We start from the raw sequence: 16656 nt of genomic DNA, 5'->3' as shown, positions 1-16656 counted from the left end.
GATCGAGTTTCTGGAAACCAGGACGACGGTGGGCCAGACGGTGCAGGTAACGTTCTTGCGCGATGGCCGCGAGAGAACCGTAACTTTGACTTTGGGCGAGAGGCCTCAGACAGAATAAGTGGTCTAGTGGAGGTGAGCAGTCTAATGGTTCTTCAACACGACCCGCCTGACGAACCTTGCTATATCATCAGCGTGGCTGCGAAACTAGTGGGGTTGCACCCCCAAACACTGCGCTATTACGAACGGATTGGTCTCATCAGGCCGTCACGCTCCAGGGGGAATGTGCGCCTCTACTCTCAGCAAGATGTCGAGCGACTGCGGAAAATCGTCCGTCTTACCGACGAACTTGGGGTGAATTTGGCCGGAGTAGAGGTTATCCTCAATATGACCGAGCGCATGGAGGAGATGCGTCGCCAGATGGAGGAGATGCGCCTGGCGATGGAGGCAGAAATCGCCCGTTTACAGGCCCAATTGGAAGGGTCAGAATGAGAACTGAAAAGCAAAACTACCTTGGAACAAGGAGCCAAGAATGATCACAGAAGCCGAGTTGCAAGAACTGCTGGAATTCCAAACAGAAGGCGGGACAATCTTGAGCCTCTATCTGGATACGGACCTATCCCAGCAAGCAAAGGAAAGGGTCAGGCTCGTGCTCCGCGACCTGTTGGATCGCGTCAGCAACCGCATTCATGAGGCGGACCGTCAGCGTGTGGAAAGGTTTTTCGATTTTGAATATGACTGGCAGAGTAAGGGGGTGGTTATCTTCTCCAGTCAGGAAGAGGGCCTTTGGCGCGCCTACCCTCTGTCTGTACCCGTCAGCAACGGAGTATTCGCCTTCAGCCGGCCTTACATCAAGCCCTTGACCGACTTGTTGGAAGAGTACGGTCGTTACGGCGTAGTCTTGGTGGACCGGGAAGGCGCTCGGATGTTCCTTGTGCACCTGGGCGTAATTCAGGAGCAAGATGAGGTCACGGGACAGGATTTGCGACGGCATAAGCAAGGAGGTTGGGCTGCGCAACGATATCAACGCCGTGTGGACAAACAAGCTGAGCAAAACCTGAAACTGGTCGCCAAAGCTACCTCTGCTTTTTGTGAAAGCGGTCAGTGTAAGCGGCTGATTATCGGTGGATCTGATGAGACAGTAGCCCAATTCACGGAGATGCTGCCTAAGGCTCTGCGTAGAAAGGTGGTTGCAACCATTTCAATGGACATGACGGCTTCTCCTGCACAGGTGCTGGAGGCATCTTCCCAGGTCATCCAGGACGAACAGCGCCGTTACGAAGAAGAACAGGTGGAAGCAATGGTTACCGCAGCAGCCAGTGGGGGCGCGGGTGTAATGGGCTTGGCCGACACTTTAGGTGCATTACAAGAAGGCCGTCTTCACCGGCTTATTGTTGCACAGGGATACGAGCACGAAGCCTACACTTGCGGCGATTGTGGCTACATCGTAGCGCAAGAGATGAAATCTTGCCCCCTCTGTGCAGGCAAAATTAAGAAGATGGGAAATGCAGTGGACTACATCGTGCAGAAAGTCGTGGAAGGCGGCGGTGAAGTGATGGTCGTCCGCGATAGCCCCGCTCTAGCGAAGGCTGGTTATATTGGAGCATTGCTGCGTTACTAGCATCCTTAGACGAGTACACAAACCGTTAGTTTGAAGAGGGTGATACCAGAATGGATCTGAATAAACTCACCGAGAAGGCCCAGGAGGCGTTGGTCGAAAGCCAAAGCCTGGCCGGTCAATACAATCATAGTCAGATAGAACCTGAACACCTGCTACTTGCCCTTGTGACGCAGAGCGATGGCGTCGTGCCACAGATCGTAGCCAGAATCGGCATCGCTCCACAGATGCTACAGCGTGATCTCGAGACGGAGTTAGCACGGCGACCCAAGGCGTATGGCACTGCTGTCCAATTAGGGCTATCCAACGCATTGGCACAGGTGTTGAATCGCGCTGAAGTCGAGGCCGCCGAAATGCGGGATGAGTATATTTCCACTGAGCATATGCTCTTGGCACTCACTCACTCCTCCACTGGCTATGTGGCCTCGTTACTCTCACGCAATGGCATCAACCGCGCCAGCATCTTGGAGGCGTTGAAGAACATCCGCGGTTCCCAGCGCGTTACTGACCAGAACCCAGAGGGCAAATACCAGGCGCTGGAGAAGTACGGGCGCGATCTGACGGATCTCGCTCGCAAGGGCAAATTGGACCCGGTCATTGGACGCGACGAGGAAATAAGACGCGTCATCCAAGTGCTCTCGCGTCGCACCAAGAATAACCCCGTGCTCGTGGGTGAGGCTGGCGTGGGCAAGACGGCGATTGTGGAGGGCCTAGCTCAACGTATCGTGCGTGGTGATGTGCCTGAAGGACTCAAGAATAAGCGCATCGTGGCGCTGGACCTAGGTGCCCTCATCGCTGGCACCAAATACCGCGGCGAATTTGAGGAGCGACTGAAAGCGGTGCTCAAAGAAATCGCGGATAGCGCTGGCGGCATCATCCTTTTCATCGATGAACTACACACCGTTGTGGGGGCGGGTGCAGCGCAGGGTGCGATGGATGCCAGTAATATGCTCAAGCCCATGCTGGCGCGAGGGGAATTGCACTGTATTGGTGCGACTACGCTGGACGAGTACCGGCAATACATCGAGAAGGACGCTGCCCTGGAGAGGCGCTTCCAGCCAGTGTATGTGGATGAACCGACCGTCGAGGATACAATCAGCATCCTGCGTGGACTCAAGGAGCGCTATGAAGTGCATCACGGCGTGCGCATCCAAGATTCCGCACTGGTGGCTGCCGCTGTGATGTCACATCGCTATATCAGTGATCGCTACTTGCCCGACAAGGCTATTGACCTGATTGATGAGTCCGCGTCACGCCTGCGCATGGAAATAGACAGCCTACCTGCCGAACTGGACGAAGTCGAGCGACGCATCATGCAACTTCAAATCGAGCAGCAGGCTCTGAAGAAAGAGACGGATCAGGCCTCACGGGAGCGCTTGGAAAAGGTAGAGAAGGAACTGGCTGACCTGAGTGAGCGCAGTCGTGCCATGCGTGCTCACTGGCAAAGGGAGAAAGAGGCGATCCAAGCCATCCGTGCTACCAAGAGTCAGATCGAGGAGACCAAAACTGCCATTGAGCAAGCAGAGCGACGTGCCGATTTAGAGGCTGCGGCCCGCCTGCGCTACGGCACTCTCCGCGAACTGGAAAACACCTTAAAAGAGCAGGAGGCTCGCTTACGCGATCTGCAAAAAGAGCACCGGATGCTTAAGGAGGAGGTGGACGAGGAGGACGTAGCCGAGATCGTCTCCAAATGGACTGGCATCCCGGTTTCCAAACTGATGGAGGGTGAATTGGAGAAACTCCTACATATGGAGGAGCGCCTGCGCAGCCGGGTGGTCGGTCAAGATGAGGCTATCACTGCTGTAAGCAACGCTGTGCGTCGTTCGCGAGCGGGTTTACAGGACCGCAAGCGCCCTATAGGGAGCTTCTTGTTCTTAGGCCCCACTGGCGTGGGCAAAACGGAACTTGCACGTGCCCTGGCCGAGTTCCTTTTCGATGACGAAGAGGCTATGGTGCGCTTGGATATGAGCGAATACCAAGAACGACACACCGTGGCGCGTATGATAGGTGCGCCACCGGGTTATGTGGGTTATGAGGAGGGTGGCCAACTTACGGAAGCCGTGCGACGTCGCCCCTACCAAGTGATCCTATTCGACGAGATTGAAAAAGCCCACCCGGAGGTTTTCAACGTGCTTTTGCAGTTGTTGGATGACGGTCGCCTGACAGACGGTCACGGGCGTACCGTGAACTTCAGAAACACGGTAATCATTATGACTTCCAACGTAGGTAGCCAGTGGATCAAGGAACTGGGTGGGCGCAACGATGTGGAAATGCGCCGCCGAGTGATGGAGGCTCTGGGACAGCAATTCCGGCCTGAGTTCCTGAACCGCATTGACGAAATCATCATTTTCAACTCACTGACGCGGGGCGATCTAGAGCAGATTGTGGATATCCAGATGCGTCATCTGCAAGAACTTCTGGTTGACCGCCACATCACCATTACTTTGACAGACGAGGCCAGAGCGTATCTTGCTGAGAAGGGCTATGACCCAGTTTATGGTGCGAGGCCCCTCAAGCGTACTATCCAGCGCCAGGTCCAAGATCCACTGGCAATGAGAATACTGCAGGGCGAGTTTGACGAAGGTGCTCACGTCATTATAGATGTAGCAGAGGGTCAACTTGTTTTTCGAGAAGCCACACCGGTTGCGGCCTGATGCTATGAGATGCTGTAAAGAGCGTAGATCGCACCTCGCGTCTGTGACCTGCAAAGAGTAAGGGGTGTAAACATGATGAGTTTTGACCGATTTACCGAACGAGCGCAAGAAGCCACAGCGTTGGCCTATCAGATCATGCAAAGGTATAGACATAGCCAGATGGACACCGAGCACATCTTGATGGCCCTGCTTGAGCAGACCAATGGGGTCATTCCCGAACTGCTCGAGCGGCTGAACGTGCAAGTAGATGCCGTCATCAACCGCTTGGACGACGTGCTGCGAACTGGGCCGCAGATGAGTTTGCCACCCACCGCCAACCCCATGCAGGTGTACGTCACGCCGCGCTTGATGCGTTTGGTGGACGCAGCGCAACGCGAAGCCAAGAGCCTGAACGATGAGTATGTCTCTACGGAGCACCTGTTACTGGCGATCGTGACCGAGAGGGATGGTCCAGCGGCTCGCATCCTTAATGACTTCAACGTTACCCGCGAGCGTATCCTCCAAGTCCTGCCCGAAATACGTGGTGGGCAGCGTGTCACAAGCCCGTCTGCTGAGAGCCGGTACCGAACCCTGGAGAAATACAGCCGCGACCTGACCAAATTGGCTGAGGAAGGCAAATTGGATCCGGTCATTGGCCGCGATGATGAGATCCTGCGGGTGTTGCAAGTCCTCTGCCGCCGCACCAAAAACAACCCGGTTCTGATTGGAGAGGCGGGAGTGGGTAAGACGGCCATCGTAGAGGGTCTGGCACAAAAGATCGTTGCCCATGATGTGCCCGAACTGCTCCTGAGCAAGCGCTTGCTTGCCCTTGATCTGGGGGCTATGGTGGCCGGTTCACGGTTTCGCGGCGAGTTTGAGGAGCGATTGAAGGCTGCATTGGATGAAATCAAACGCGCCGAGGGCAACATAATCCTCTTCATCGATGAACTACACACTGTGGTAGGTGCAGGCGCGGCACAGGGTGCGATTGATGCCAGCAATATGATGAAACCCGCTCTGGCCCGCGGCGAATTGCGTTGCATCGGTGCGACCACGCTGGACGAGTACCGCCAGCATATCGAACGCGACAGTGCTTTGGAACGGCGTTTCGCCCCCATTTTTGTGGAAGAGCCAAGCGTCGAGGAAACTGTGCAAATGTTGCGCGGCCTGCGCGATCGTTATGAGAAGCATCATCACGTTACTATCACTGATGAGGCTCTTGTAGCGGCTGCCCGCCTATCCGATCGCTATGTCAAGGATCGCTTCTTGCCCGATAAAGCCATCGATTTGGTAGACGAGGCCGCCGCCAAGGTCCGTATTGCTATCTACAGCCTGCCTGACGAATTAAAAGCGATGAAACTGGAGATAGACCGTCTGCAAACTGCGGAGGAGACTGCTTGGCAGGCCCGCGACTATGAAAAGGCCGCCGAGTTTCGGAGTCAACGGCTAAAACTGGAGGAAGAGTTCCAAGCCAGTAAAGAAACTTGGAAGAAAGAAGTGGGCTTGGACGAGATCGTAGATGAGAACGATATCGCTGAGGTAGTATCTCGATGGACGGGCATCCCGGTTAGCCGAATGTTAGAAACAGAGACCGAGAGGCTGCTACATATGGAAGATCGTCTAAAGGAACGCATCATTGGTCAAGACGAGGCTGTGGCTGCTGTCTCCGACGCTATCCGTCGCGCTCGGTCCGGGCTAAAGGACCCGCGTCGTCCCATCGGCAGTTTTATCTTCCTCGGCTCCAGCGGTGTGGGCAAAACCGAGTTGGCAAAGGCTCTGGCTGCGTTCCTCTTCGACGACGAAGACGCTCTCCTGCGAATAGATATGAGCGAGTACAGCGAGCGACACACCGTCTCGCGGCTTATAGGCGCGCCGCCTGGCTACGTAGGTTATGAAGAAGGCGGACAACTCACCGAAGCAGTACGCCGTCGGCCTTATCAGGTTGTTCTTTTTGATGAGATCGAGAAGGCTCATCCCGATGTGTGGGCTGCACTACTGCAAATACTGGAAGACGGCCGCCTAACCGATGGGCAAGGACATACGGTGGATTTCCGCAACACGGTGGTCATCATGACCTCGAACATAGGCACGAAGTACGCTGCCAAGGGTGGCGCCATTGGCTTCCGCACCGCGGGTGAACCCAGCGTTCAGGAGATGTTGCGCAGCGACATTGAGGAGGGTCTCAAACGCACTTTCCGGCCAGAGTTTCTGAACCGTATTGATGAGATCATCATCTTTAACGTGCTCACAAAGGAAGATGTGAAGCGCATCGTGGATTTGCAGATGAAGGATATCGCCGTGCGCTTAGCGGAACAGGGCATCTATGTGCGACTGTCCGATGCGGCTCGGGAGTGGCTGGCCGAAAAGGGGTATGACCCGCAGTTCGGGGCACGCCCCCTGCGACGTACCTTGCAGCGGTTTGTAGAGAACCCGCTGGCCAAGCGGCTACTGAAGGGTGAGTTCGCCAGCGGCGAAACAGTCTTGGTGGACGTGCAAGATTCGGAACTTGTTTTCCGCAAAGCGGAAGAGCCAATCAAAGAACCTGCCTAACAAGCCAAACCCAAACGGAATCAGTGCTTTTAGCGTCAGAGGGGGAAGCCAGCATACAGTGCCAGAGCGGCGTTATCCAGACCCAATGTTTCAGATCACTAATTGGTCGTAGAGCCGTTCCAAACTCAGGTCAGGGCACACAGTGTCATGACACTTAAGAGTGAGCGTGGCGGCAGAAACCCCAAGGCGCATGGCTTCATCAATTGGCATTTCATTGAGCAAGCCATATACTACCGCCGCTGTCAGAGCATCGCCGGCTCCAGTGTAATCTATTACTTCGCACTTGATGGCCGGAATATAGCCGCTTTCCGTAGAGGTCGCGTAGCACAGACCCTCCTCGGCCAATGTGATGATGGCGATGCCTACCCCTCGACTGACCAGATACTGGGCTGCTTGCATCGCCTCGCCCCGACCACCAATGGACATACCGGTGAGCACCTCCGCTTCATGCACATTTGGTCTCACGATGGCGAAGTTGGCCAGGTAGCGACGTAACTTAGGGGCCAGAGCGACTGACGCTGGGTCTGCACACAGGGGCACATTCGCCCGCCGGGCGGCGAAAACGATAGCCCGAATGGTTGGGGGTGGGAGATTGGCATCTATGACCACCATCTTGGCCTTGTCGAAGAGCTCGCGGTGCTTGGCCACGTAATCGGGGGTCAGAAGTTGTATGATGCCCATCTCATCCAGGGAGAGCAGAGGAGCGCCTTTTTCATCAAGAATCCTGAGAAAGGTGGCCGAGTGGTGATTCGGGGAGATAAGAACCCGGCTCACGTCCACACCGCCCTGAGCGGTGTGTTCCAGTATCTGTGCACCGAAAGGGTCGCGGCCTACAGCGGAGAGCAAAATAGTGGGTTCACCGAGACGGGCTAAATTCTCGGCTATGTTGCGGGCGACACCCCCGTAACTGAGACTGATTTGGCCAGGGGTAGAGGAACCTGGCACTAACCGACTGGCAGCACGACCTTTGATGTCCACGGTTGCTGCGCCGAAAATGAGGATATGCTGAGGGTTGCGGTTGACCATACTGAAATGCTTTCTTGGAATATCGGGACCTATTTCTCGGTTTCTGGGCGTTGTTGGGAGTTGTTTCCGGACATGGTGTTTGGTGAATCTTCAGACGCGCTAACGTCCGATGTACGATCCGGTGCCTCTTCGCCCAGGCTGCGCCACAACAAGGAAGGCTCTATCAACTCCAAGGGCATAAAGATAGTGGAATCTTTTTGACCTAAAGACCTGAGAGCGTCGAGATAGAGAACTCGAAGGGCCGCTCGGCCTACTTTTTGTGCTACTTTGTCTCGTTCACTCAAAGCCTCCGCGTCCATTTTGGCTGCTGCCAGTCGGTTGATGGCATCTTGCACTTCCGGATCCGCCGCTGTGACATTCATGATCTGAATTGCCACGACCCTCAAGCCTATATCTGCAAGATATTTACTTAGTTGCTGCTCCACTTCGATGCTAATCTTACCGAGCGCTTCGCGCACATCCGGACTCTCTCGCTTCGAGATGGCAATTGCGATCTCTCCCTCCGCCAGGTTTTTCACTGCTGCACCAGGATCTTTCGTTTTTGTCACACTGGCGACCACTCCATCCTTGGTCACCTGCCAGAACACGGCATATTCTATCTCCAATCGAACTCCATCAAGGGCTGAACAGGGTTTTTGGCCCCATTCTCTAAAGACCCTTTCCACGTCAACTCGTTGGAAGGTTTCAATGGGTCGTCGAACTACGACCGGCCCTGGACCTTTAACTCCCACAACCTTACCTAAACGGAAAACGACAATTTTCTGATGCTCCGGTACGGTTATGATGAGGTACTGGCGGAAGAAACTGCCTATGAGAAAGCAGGCCAGGGCTATGATCGCAACTGTCAGAAATGTCTCACGCAGAGGCCACCCGGCTAACACGGAGATGAAGAGGCTGGTCAGAAACACCCCGGCGCCGCCAAGCAGGAACCACAATAACGGGCTCTTGCCGGGGGTGGTATCTGCTGATTTCTCCGAAGTGCTCATATTGCCGCTCCTTCAAGGGCGAGTTCCATATCTATCTTCTTGGCTCCAACAAGACTGTGATCCGCATCTGGAGTTCCTCCGAACTATCGCCCTCCGCTCTGCTGGAGATACTACAATAGAGGATCTCTTGATCGTGGGGCACGTCTCGCCGTTTGTAAATCTGGGTTCTTGAGGAACCTACCCCTCGCTCGTGGTATTTGGGGTACCCGGCAGGAACTGATATTTGGCCGTGCCATCGAAATCCACCGCCTATGTGCTCGAAGTGAAGGCAATCGTTCTCGGTGCTCATTTCAAACCCGCAGCGCAGGGGTTGCATACGTGCGTTCAGTGCGCCTAAATGCAGCCACTTGCACGCGAGTTCTTCGATGCTACAATCCGGATCGTCCTCGATAGATTCCCCTCCAACCCATAATATGAACTCTGCGTGCCTCTGAGCGGAGCAGCAGTAGTCCATGCATGGGTATTTGCGTATAGGCATTTTGGTCATCTTGACGGCCATCTTGAATTTCTCTGCCAGTGCTGCTTCCGGCGACCTGATGGATTTGCTCTCGCTCATGAGGTGCACTCCCTCCATTAGTGGATTGGATAGATGTCCAAGCGTTCACGGAGTACCTGGCGAAGGGTCCCTGGCCACACGTGGGTGCGAGACGTGGCGTAAAACAGTTTGAAGATGATATCTTCTTGATTCAAATGGCTCATCACTCCCACGAATGTATCACCACCAACATCTTGTGGCAGAACATCCACACAAAAATCTGCCACCGGCGTGTTAAAGCGGACATAAGTAATCCCCTCTTTGTCCAATTCCCGTGCCAGTTCCCGAGCGTCCAACGGGGTTTCCAGCCCCAACTCGCGTCGCTTCTCGCAGGTAAAAGCGAGAATACCGTGTTGGAACACATCTTCTCGTTTTCTTGCCTTCCTTTTGGGTCGTAGGCTCATGCCTTCTAGAATATCGTTTAGATAGGCACAGATGTCGTCCAATGTCCTAGTGGTCTTCCAAAAGCAAGAATAGTAACCGGGATATGCGTCAATGGCTAGGACCAAATCTTTTCGGTCATCCAGTCTGCGATAAAGTCGATATTGAGTGCAATCCAAATCGTCCTCCTTCGACTCTGACTCGTCTAAGGAGAAGAAGGACAAAGAGTAGGTCTTCTGGCGCTCTTCAGAAGTAATCGCAGGTTCGCTGAGCCCCCGTCCCTCCTCGAACAGTTTCTGTTCGAGGAGCTTGCGAATATCAGCGATCATCGTGCGGACACGGTTCGTTGAGGTAAGCAATGCTCTCCCGATTTCTGCAGCCGAACTATCCGGGTCATAGCCGATTGCCTTATTCAAATCAAATTGTTCACTGCGCTCCCATTTATCCTCAAAGTCGCGTAGGGGAGATAACAACGCGTCACTCACATACTTTTGGAAATCGTCCAATGACTGCGAAAGAGCATATGCTTTGAGGCTTTCCAATCGTTCCAAATATTCTCCGTACTCAGTACGTTTAAGGGGCCCTACAATCCGCGATGCTGGGCACAATGGCAGTCTGTCGCGTATGTCGCGACAAATGCTTTCGGCTAACTCCGCGAAATCCCGCCGGCCATCGGGCTCTGGAAAATGCATCTCGACGACCGTGCTATACAGTATCTCCAGTGGCGTCCGAAACACATCGGTGGTCAGACCATACTTCTCATCGAGCGGATTCCTTGCCCATATGGCGGGATTCAAAAGGGAAGGCGTATCTGTAATCAGATAGGCGCAGTAAGGATTCTCTGTGCCTTTGGGGTACTGAACCGTGTAACGTCTTAGCAAAATCGCTGTGGCTACATTCGTGGCATCAGCGAAGTTGCTGTGAGAGCGCTCAGGACGCTGCGAGTTTAGCACCTGGAGTGTGTGAGCCCATGCCTCTTTGGTTATCCTCTGATCTTCGAGAGTGATTCGCGAGGGATCAATGAATTGGCTTGATCCCACAATATTATCTTGCCATAGGAGATTCCGTAATCGTTCTAGTTCAGACTGGTGGCCAATAAGCTCTCTTGCTAGGCTATTGGCAATGATCTTAATGTCGGTCATCAAATGAGGGGTCACAGGCGAGTCTATGCTCTCAGACTCGACCAAGTGAGATAGTCTCTCGATGGCAGAGTCCACATCCCCCTCAATGAGAGAAAGCCGCGATATGGTATCGAGGCCCCATAGTTGTCCACTAAGCCTGTCGAGATGCCGATCGAGCTCTATAAGCGTGCCCATGGGCAGGACAAACGGGCGCTTACAGTGCCTAAGGACGTAGGAAGCCACGACTGAGTGCTTCGCCTCTTTCGCATAGGGTCGCAGATAAGCATAAATCTCCTCGAAGTCGAGGAGATAGATGATCTGGCTGCCCTCCTTCTCGCGGATGTAGTCTTCGCGGACGAGTTCCAGTGACCGCAGGTGACGTTGCATCACCCGATGTAACGAGATGAGTTCTTCGTCCGACCATATGTCTACTGCACCGCCTCTTGAGATAGTGGGGTATTTTTCCATTCGACTAAGCCTCCTCTATGGCTAGCGGTGGGCCCAAAGCCCAAGCGCGAACCCTCTCTGAAAGGCTGAGAATGGATTCTTCAACCATTCTCATTTGGTCAGCCCCCGGTAATTTAAGTTGTCTTGCCACTGCGAACAGGAGGGCACCAACGACCGGGCGGTACTTGGGGAAGTTCACTTGCGCCATTGGGTCATATCTGCGAATCTTTGATACTAGTTCTCGACGGAGACTGTGTACGTGCTCTAAAATGCCGCCCTGAATGACGACGGGATATGGCTCGTCGCCGAAATCCAACTGCTCACGCACGGCCTTGTAGGAAGCGAACAGTTCGTTGGCCGCATTGCTCAGGATGGCTTGGGCTACTGGATCTGGTGAGTTGCGATCATTGGCTGCCCGGTCCACTGCAGGCACGATTTCCGACACGCGGGCAATTTCACCACGCTCTCGAACGCGATCCAGCCAATCAATCACCGTGCTCATATCTTGGAACCTCAGGCCCGTCCATTCGCCAAGCCATTCAATGAGATGTCGTTCTAAGACCGGACACCGGAAGTCGCTCCCATCAAAGCTCCTGTAAGCAGCGCGTAGAGCCTGTCGCCCGATTTCATATCCGCTCCCGGGGTCACTAACCATGGAACCCCATCCGCCAATTTTATGCTCCTGACCTGCTGTAGTGCGCCCGTAAACAGTAGCACTGCTACCAACGGTCATTGCAATACCCGAACCTTGCAACGTCCCTCCAACAAGGGCTGCATAGGCATCGTTTGTAATGATTGCTGGCACATGGCCCCATCCCAGGTGGGCGAGCACCTCGTGGAGCCGCTCTGAGTCAAAATCTGATGTCACACCCCCGCTACAGATACAAACCATCATACAGGGATCTGAAGAGCGACCAGAAGGCAATCCTATATGTTGGAACAATTGTCGCAAAGATATTAACACCCGCTCAACGAGCACTTCATGGATATTGATAGACTCGCCCTGGCAGATGTCTAATACCTGCCCGCGTTCATCGGCGAGGATTGCTGAACTACGGAATGAGGTACCATGAATTCCAACCACGTACGGTGGCACGGCTCCCCCGTTGAAATGCCGCCAAATCCCAGATAAGTCTATGGCGATGTGGTTGTTCGCACAATCAGACACGACAGAGTGTCTAGAACCCCACTGATATCTCTGATCTCGAGGATAAAGTCACCTATTTTGCTCGCGTCCTCGGCTTCCATAAGGGCAATGATATCATAAGGTCCCATGATGATGTCCGCCCTTCGCAGAGCCTCTATGCTCTGCAATGCCTTGAAAACCTCTGGGGTCCTATCTACCTGGGTTTTGATGAGAACATATGCCTGTGGGGTCATTAGGTTGATTTCCTTGGATAACCCGGCCTTTGAAGAGCCATTCTGTTATTTTCAAGTATATCACGATGTGGGCGCAAAGTCAATGCCCCGCGTGGAGTGTCGAATCAAAGCATCAGTATGATCCCGGACAGTTCCTGGCCGCCTCTTATAGCAACTCTTTCACCCTCTCCGCCGCCTCCCGGCTCATCCCCTCCACTGACGCTAGTTCTTCCACCGAAGCCTCACGAATGGCTTCCAGCGAGCCGAATCGCTTAAGCAAAGCCCGCCGTCGCTTTGGACCAATGCACGGAATCTCCTCCAATGCCGACGCCACAGCGCTCTTGCGACGTAACTGGCGGTGGTACCCAATGGCAAAACGGTGTGCCTCATCACGGATACGTTGCACCAGATGCAGCGCATCCGATCCCCGCGGCAATAGGATCGGCTTTGATTGGGCGGGCAGGAATAGTTCCTCGTTCTGCTTGGCCAGGCCTACTACGGGGACTTGATCCAGTCCTAACTCTGTCATAACATCATGCGCGGCATTGGCTTGTCCGAGCCCCCCATCCACGATGATCAAATCCGGCAATGCGGCCCAGGCCGCATCTTTCGCCGGACCGATCTCCTCCCGCATTTGCAGTGCCCGTCTGAATCGCCGTCGCAGCACCTCCTGGAGCATAGCGTAGTCGTTCGCTCCTGGTACCGTTTTGATACGGAAACGACGGTAATCGCTTTTTCGCGCTACGCCTTTGACAAAGACCACCATGCTTCCTGTTGCGAGAGCGCCCTGAATATTCGAGATATCATAGCACTCGATTCGCGCTGGTGGTATAGGTAACCTGAGATGCTCCTGCAAATCATTCAGCGCTGCGACGTGACGGTTCTGATCGGCTTCCCATTGTGCTTTCAGGTGAGCGAGCGTCTCTGCAGCATTTTCGGCTGCCATCTGTACCAGTTCTTTGTCTGCACCCCTCTTGGGCACGCGCAGGATCACTTGGTTCCCGCGCTTGGACTGTAGCCACGAACGGATGATGGGCGCCCCGTCCACTTCGCTCTGGAGCAGGATTTCCTTCGGCACATAGGCTGCCTCATCGTAGAATTGCTTGACGAAAGCGGTGATGATCTCCTGTGTCTCCTCATCCTGGGTGCCGGTCATAATAAAGTATTCGCTGCCAATGAGTTTTCCCTGTCGTATGATGAGGACCTGTACGCAGGCCTCCCGGTCATCGCGGGCTAAAGCGATTACATCCTGATCCTCACCCGTGCTGCTCACCACCTTCTGCCGCTCCATCACCTTCTCGATGGCCTGGATCTGGTCTCGGAGCCGTGCCGCGGCCTCGTATTGCAAATCATCGGCTGCTTTCCTCATTCGGTCTCGCAGTTCGGCCACGATGCGCTCCTGTTTGCCTTCCAGGAAAAGGCAGATTTGTTCTACCAGTGCTTGATAATCCTCTTTGGAAATGGCCCCGATGCAAGGGCCGGCACATCGCCCGATGTGGTAGTATAGGCAAGCGCGCTTATCACGGCCCGTGATCTCGCGCTTACAAGTAAGGTAGGGGAATATCCGTCGCAACACATCTAACGTCTGATGGACAGCCTTCACGGAGGTGTAGGGTCCAAAGTAGCGCGATCCATCATCCAACATCCGCCTTGTGATAATCAGGCGTGGGTAGTCTTCCTGCAGCGTGATTTTAATATACGGGTAGCGTTTGTCATCCTTCAGTCGTACATTAAACCTGGGGCGATGTTTCTTGATCAAGTTGCATTCCAGAATAAGTGCTTCTACCTCAGAACTCGTGACGATGAAGTCGATTTGTGCAATCTGTGAGGCAAGTTGGTGCAGCTTCGGCGATGTGATAGAAGCACCCTGGGCGTGGAAGTATGAACGCACCCGGTTACGTAGGTTCAGTGCCTTGCCCACGTAGATGATTTCACCTGCCGCGTCTCTCATAAGATAGACGCCGGGCTTGCTGGGTAGTGATTTCAGTTGCTCCAAAACACTTTGACTAGGCATCCGGTCTTACCAGCTCACTGCGGGTTGATATCCTTGCGGGAAGCAAGATTGGATAGTTCTGATTTAGATTTTACGCATTACATATCGGTCGTCAAGTTAGGTGTGTTCCCGCCATATTCGAATCCTCACCCGTCCCTCGTTAGAGCCAGTAGGGGAGAAGACTGCCCAAGCGCGCCACTTTGCAATATCTGAAAAATAGTGCTATAATTTCGCCCACAATCGGGATGTTCACCAATTAGAATTTGATGCTCAACGCCGAGATCAGCAAGGAGGTGCAGTGAGAAAGGGTGCCTTTACTTTTGTGTTGCACACCCACTTGCCCTATGTACGTAAGGCTGGCCGATGGCCTCATGGCGAGGAGATGATCCATGAGGCTATGGCAGAGACTTACATCCCTTTGCTGAACGCTTTGTACGACCTCAAGCAGGAAGGTCACAACCCCCATTGCACTCTCGGCTTGACCCCCATCTTGCTCGAGCAAATCTCCGATCCCGACGTACTAAAACACTTCGAACTCTACTTGGAAGAGCGACTCTCGCTAGTACACAATGATATCTGGCGGCATCAAGAGGCCGGGGATGCTCACCTGCTTTATCTAGCCCAATTCTACCGCGACTGGTATAACGAGATCCTCCAATCCTTCCGTCAACGCTATCACCGGGATCTAGTAGGCGCGTTCCGCGACCTCCAGGACGAAGGCAACCTGGACATCATCACTTGCGCAGCCACGCATGGCTATCTACCGCTTATGTCCCGAGACTCCACCATCTACGGCCAACTGAAGATCGGCATCCAGAGCTATTACCGGCACTTTGGCCGTGCCCCCCGCGGTATCTGGTTGCCTGAGTGCGGCTACCGCCCCGCCTATCTGGAAAACCAGCATTATAAACCGGGCCTGGAGGAGTTTTTAGCCGATCTAAATCTGGGCTACTTTTTCACTGACACCCACGTCATTCGTGGTGGACGCATGGTAGGCAAAGTGGTGGGCGATGCTATTGGGCCTTACGGGGCCATTCCCAAGCGCGTGCTTGTGGTACGCGAAGACGAACGTCCCGAGGCCACAGACCGTACCACCATGCGGCCTTACTACGTACACTCAGCCAAGGTGGCTGTCTTCGGGCGAGATGAGCGCACCGGCTTGCAGGTCTGGTCCGCTGCTCACGGCTACCCGGGCGATTATATTTACCGTGAATTCCATCGCAAGGACGCCCACTCTGGCCTGCGATACTGGAAGATCACTGGCGATGGGGTGGACTTGGGCGCGAAAGAGTACTATGACCCCTATCAGGCTTTCCACAAAGTTCATGAGCATGCTGACCATTTCGTCAGCCTCGTCCGCGACGAAGTGAATGCTTATCATGCCGAGACGGGTGGTTTTGGCATCGTGGTCTCGGCCTATGACACCGAACTGTTCGGCCACTGGTGGTTCGAAGGGGTGGCTTGGCTGAAAGAGGTGTTGCGCCGGCTGGACAAGGATGAGGATGTCTTGCTCACCACAGCGGGGGATTATCTGGAGGAGCATGAACCGGTGGAGGTCATTACACTACCGGAAAGTTCCTGGGGCAACGGTGGAGGGCACTGGACTTGGCTAAATCCGGACACAGAATGGATGTGGCCGTTGATTCACCATGCCGAGCGCAAGATGGAAGAACTGGTGGCCCGCTACCCAGATGCATCTGAAGTCATGAAAGAGGTGTTAAACCAAGCGGCGCGGGAACTTGTCCTCCTCCAGAGCAGTGACTGGCCCTTCCTTGTGACCACCGGCCAGGCGAAGGAGTACGCTAATGGGCGCTTTCAGCAACACCTGGCGCGCTTTAACCACTTGGCTTCTGTGGCTGAACGAGGTACTATCACAGAAGAGGATCGGAAAATCCTCGACTCCGTGGCTGATCTAGATAATCCTTTCCCAGATATTGACTACCGTGTGTTTGCGAAGAGGGAATCTAGTCCGTAGGAAAACGCTCGTCTTGCTTTCCAGCGTAGCGTTGT

Annotated in this window: 12 protein-coding genes; 5 read left to right on the top strand and 7 right to left on the bottom strand. The window is 54.1% G+C overall.

Going from position 1 to position 16656, the window contains the following annotated elements; all coding sequences use genetic code 11:
- Positions 1 to 144: 144 nt before the first annotated feature.
- The 4 genes from H5T64_01250 to H5T64_01235 all read left to right on the top strand — a co-directional run bounded on the left by H5T64_01250 (position 145) and on the right by H5T64_01235 (position 6798).
- Positions 145 to 489 carry a helix-turn-helix transcriptional regulator gene (locus H5T64_01250; protein MBC7262969.1) on the top strand — a complete coding sequence of 115 codons (345 nt, stop codon included), beginning with the start codon at positions 145 to 147 and terminating at the stop codon, positions 487 to 489.
- A gap of 40 nt (positions 490 to 529) precedes the next feature.
- Positions 530 to 1618 carry a hypothetical protein gene (locus tag H5T64_01245; protein MBC7262968.1) on the top strand — a complete coding sequence of 363 codons (1089 nt, stop codon included), beginning with the start codon at positions 530 to 532 and terminating at the stop codon, positions 1616 to 1618.
- 50 nt (positions 1619 to 1668) lie between these two features.
- Positions 1669 to 4269, top strand: a complete 2601-nt coding sequence (gene clpB, locus H5T64_01240) for an ATP-dependent chaperone ClpB (protein ID MBC7262967.1) — start codon at positions 1669 to 1671, stop codon at positions 4267 to 4269.
- Positions 4270 to 4344: 75 nt separating this feature from the next.
- On the top strand, positions 4345 to 6798 hold the full coding sequence (locus H5T64_01235) for an AAA family ATPase (protein MBC7262966.1): 2454 nt from the start codon (positions 4345 to 4347) through the stop codon (positions 6796 to 6798).
- Between the two features lie 90 nt (positions 6799 to 6888).
- Here the strand turns inward: H5T64_01235 and H5T64_01230 are convergent, their stop codons facing one another.
- The 7 genes from H5T64_01230 to uvrC form a co-directional block, all read right to left on the bottom strand.
- Positions 6889 to 7824: a carbohydrate kinase family protein gene (locus H5T64_01230; protein MBC7262965.1), complete on the bottom strand. Its 936-nt coding sequence runs from the start codon at positions 7822 to 7824 to the stop codon at positions 6889 to 6891.
- Between the two features lie 29 nt (positions 7825 to 7853).
- The gene (locus H5T64_01225; protein MBC7262964.1) at positions 7854 to 8810 is read right to left on the bottom strand and encodes an SPFH domain-containing protein; all 957 of its coding nucleotides are present in this window, start codon (positions 8808 to 8810) and stop codon (positions 7854 to 7856) included.
- A 31-nt stretch (positions 8811 to 8841) separates the two neighbouring features.
- Positions 8842 to 9366 (bottom strand): hypothetical protein, encoded by a 525-nt coding sequence (locus H5T64_01220; protein ID MBC7262963.1) that lies wholly within the window; start codon positions 9364 to 9366, stop codon positions 8842 to 8844.
- 17 nt (positions 9367 to 9383) lie between these two features.
- Positions 9384 to 11315, bottom strand: a complete 1932-nt coding sequence (locus tag H5T64_01215; protein MBC7262962.1) for a hypothetical protein — start codon at positions 11313 to 11315, stop codon at positions 9384 to 9386.
- A 4-nt stretch (positions 11316 to 11319) separates the two neighbouring features.
- Complete coding sequence (locus tag H5T64_01210; GenBank protein MBC7262961.1) at positions 11320 to 12390, bottom strand: hypothetical protein; 1071 nt, start codon at positions 12388 to 12390, stop codon at positions 11320 to 11322.
- A gap of 38 nt (positions 12391 to 12428) precedes the next feature.
- Positions 12429 to 12674 carry an Lrp/AsnC ligand binding domain-containing protein gene (locus H5T64_01205; protein ID MBC7262960.1) on the bottom strand — a complete coding sequence of 82 codons (246 nt, stop codon included), beginning with the start codon at positions 12672 to 12674 and terminating at the stop codon, positions 12429 to 12431.
- A gap of 145 nt (positions 12675 to 12819) precedes the next feature.
- On the bottom strand, positions 12820 to 14667 hold the full coding sequence (gene uvrC / locus H5T64_01200) for an excinuclease ABC subunit UvrC (GenBank protein MBC7262959.1): 1848 nt from the start codon (positions 14665 to 14667) through the stop codon (positions 12820 to 12822).
- 277 nt (positions 14668 to 14944) lie between these two features.
- Here uvrC and H5T64_01195 point away from each other — a divergent pair, with 277 nt between their 5' ends.
- Positions 14945 to 16621 (top strand): DUF1957 domain-containing protein, encoded by a 1677-nt coding sequence (locus tag H5T64_01195; protein MBC7262958.1) that lies wholly within the window; start codon positions 14945 to 14947, stop codon positions 16619 to 16621.
- The last annotated feature ends 35 nt before the right edge of the window (positions 16622 to 16656 follow it).

Source organism: Chloroflexota bacterium (genome assembly GCA_014360825.1).
Lineage (GTDB): Bacteria > Chloroflexota > Anaerolineae > UBA2200 > JACIWT01 > JACIWT01.
Note: the sequence above shows the minus strand (reverse complement) of the source record. Positions and strands in the feature narration are given on the sequence as shown.

Excerpts from the sequence above, each read along its gene's own strand:
- H5T64_01250 (MBC7262969.1), top strand. The coding sequence starts at position 145 with ATGGTTCTTCAACACGACCCGCCTGACGAACCTTGCTATATCATCAGC.
- H5T64_01245 (MBC7262968.1), top strand. The coding sequence starts at position 530 with ATGATCACAGAAGCCGAGTTGCAAGAACTGCTGGAATTCCAAACAGAA.
- clpB (MBC7262967.1), top strand. The coding sequence starts at position 1,669 with ATGGATCTGAATAAACTCACCGAGAAGGCCCAGGAGGCGTTGGTCGAA.
- H5T64_01235 (MBC7262966.1), top strand. The coding sequence starts at position 4,345 with ATGAGTTTTGACCGATTTACCGAACGAGCGCAAGAAGCCACAGCGTTG.
- H5T64_01230 (MBC7262965.1), bottom strand. The coding sequence starts at position 7,824 with ATGGTCAACCGCAACCCTCAGCATATCCTCATTTTCGGCGCAGCAACC.
- H5T64_01225 (MBC7262964.1), bottom strand. The coding sequence starts at position 8,810 with ATGAGCACTTCGGAGAAATCAGCAGATACCACCCCCGGCAAGAGCCCG.
- H5T64_01220 (MBC7262963.1), bottom strand. The coding sequence starts at position 9,366 with ATGAGCGAGAGCAAATCCATCAGGTCGCCGGAAGCAGCACTGGCAGAG.
- H5T64_01215 (MBC7262962.1), bottom strand. The coding sequence starts at position 11,315 with ATGGAAAAATACCCCACTATCTCAAGAGGCGGTGCAGTAGACATATGG.
- H5T64_01205 (MBC7262960.1), bottom strand. The coding sequence starts at position 12,674 with ATGACCCCACAGGCATATGTTCTCATCAAAACCCAGGTAGATAGGACC.
- uvrC (MBC7262959.1), bottom strand. The coding sequence starts at position 14,667 with ATGCCTAGTCAAAGTGTTTTGGAGCAACTGAAATCACTACCCAGCAAG.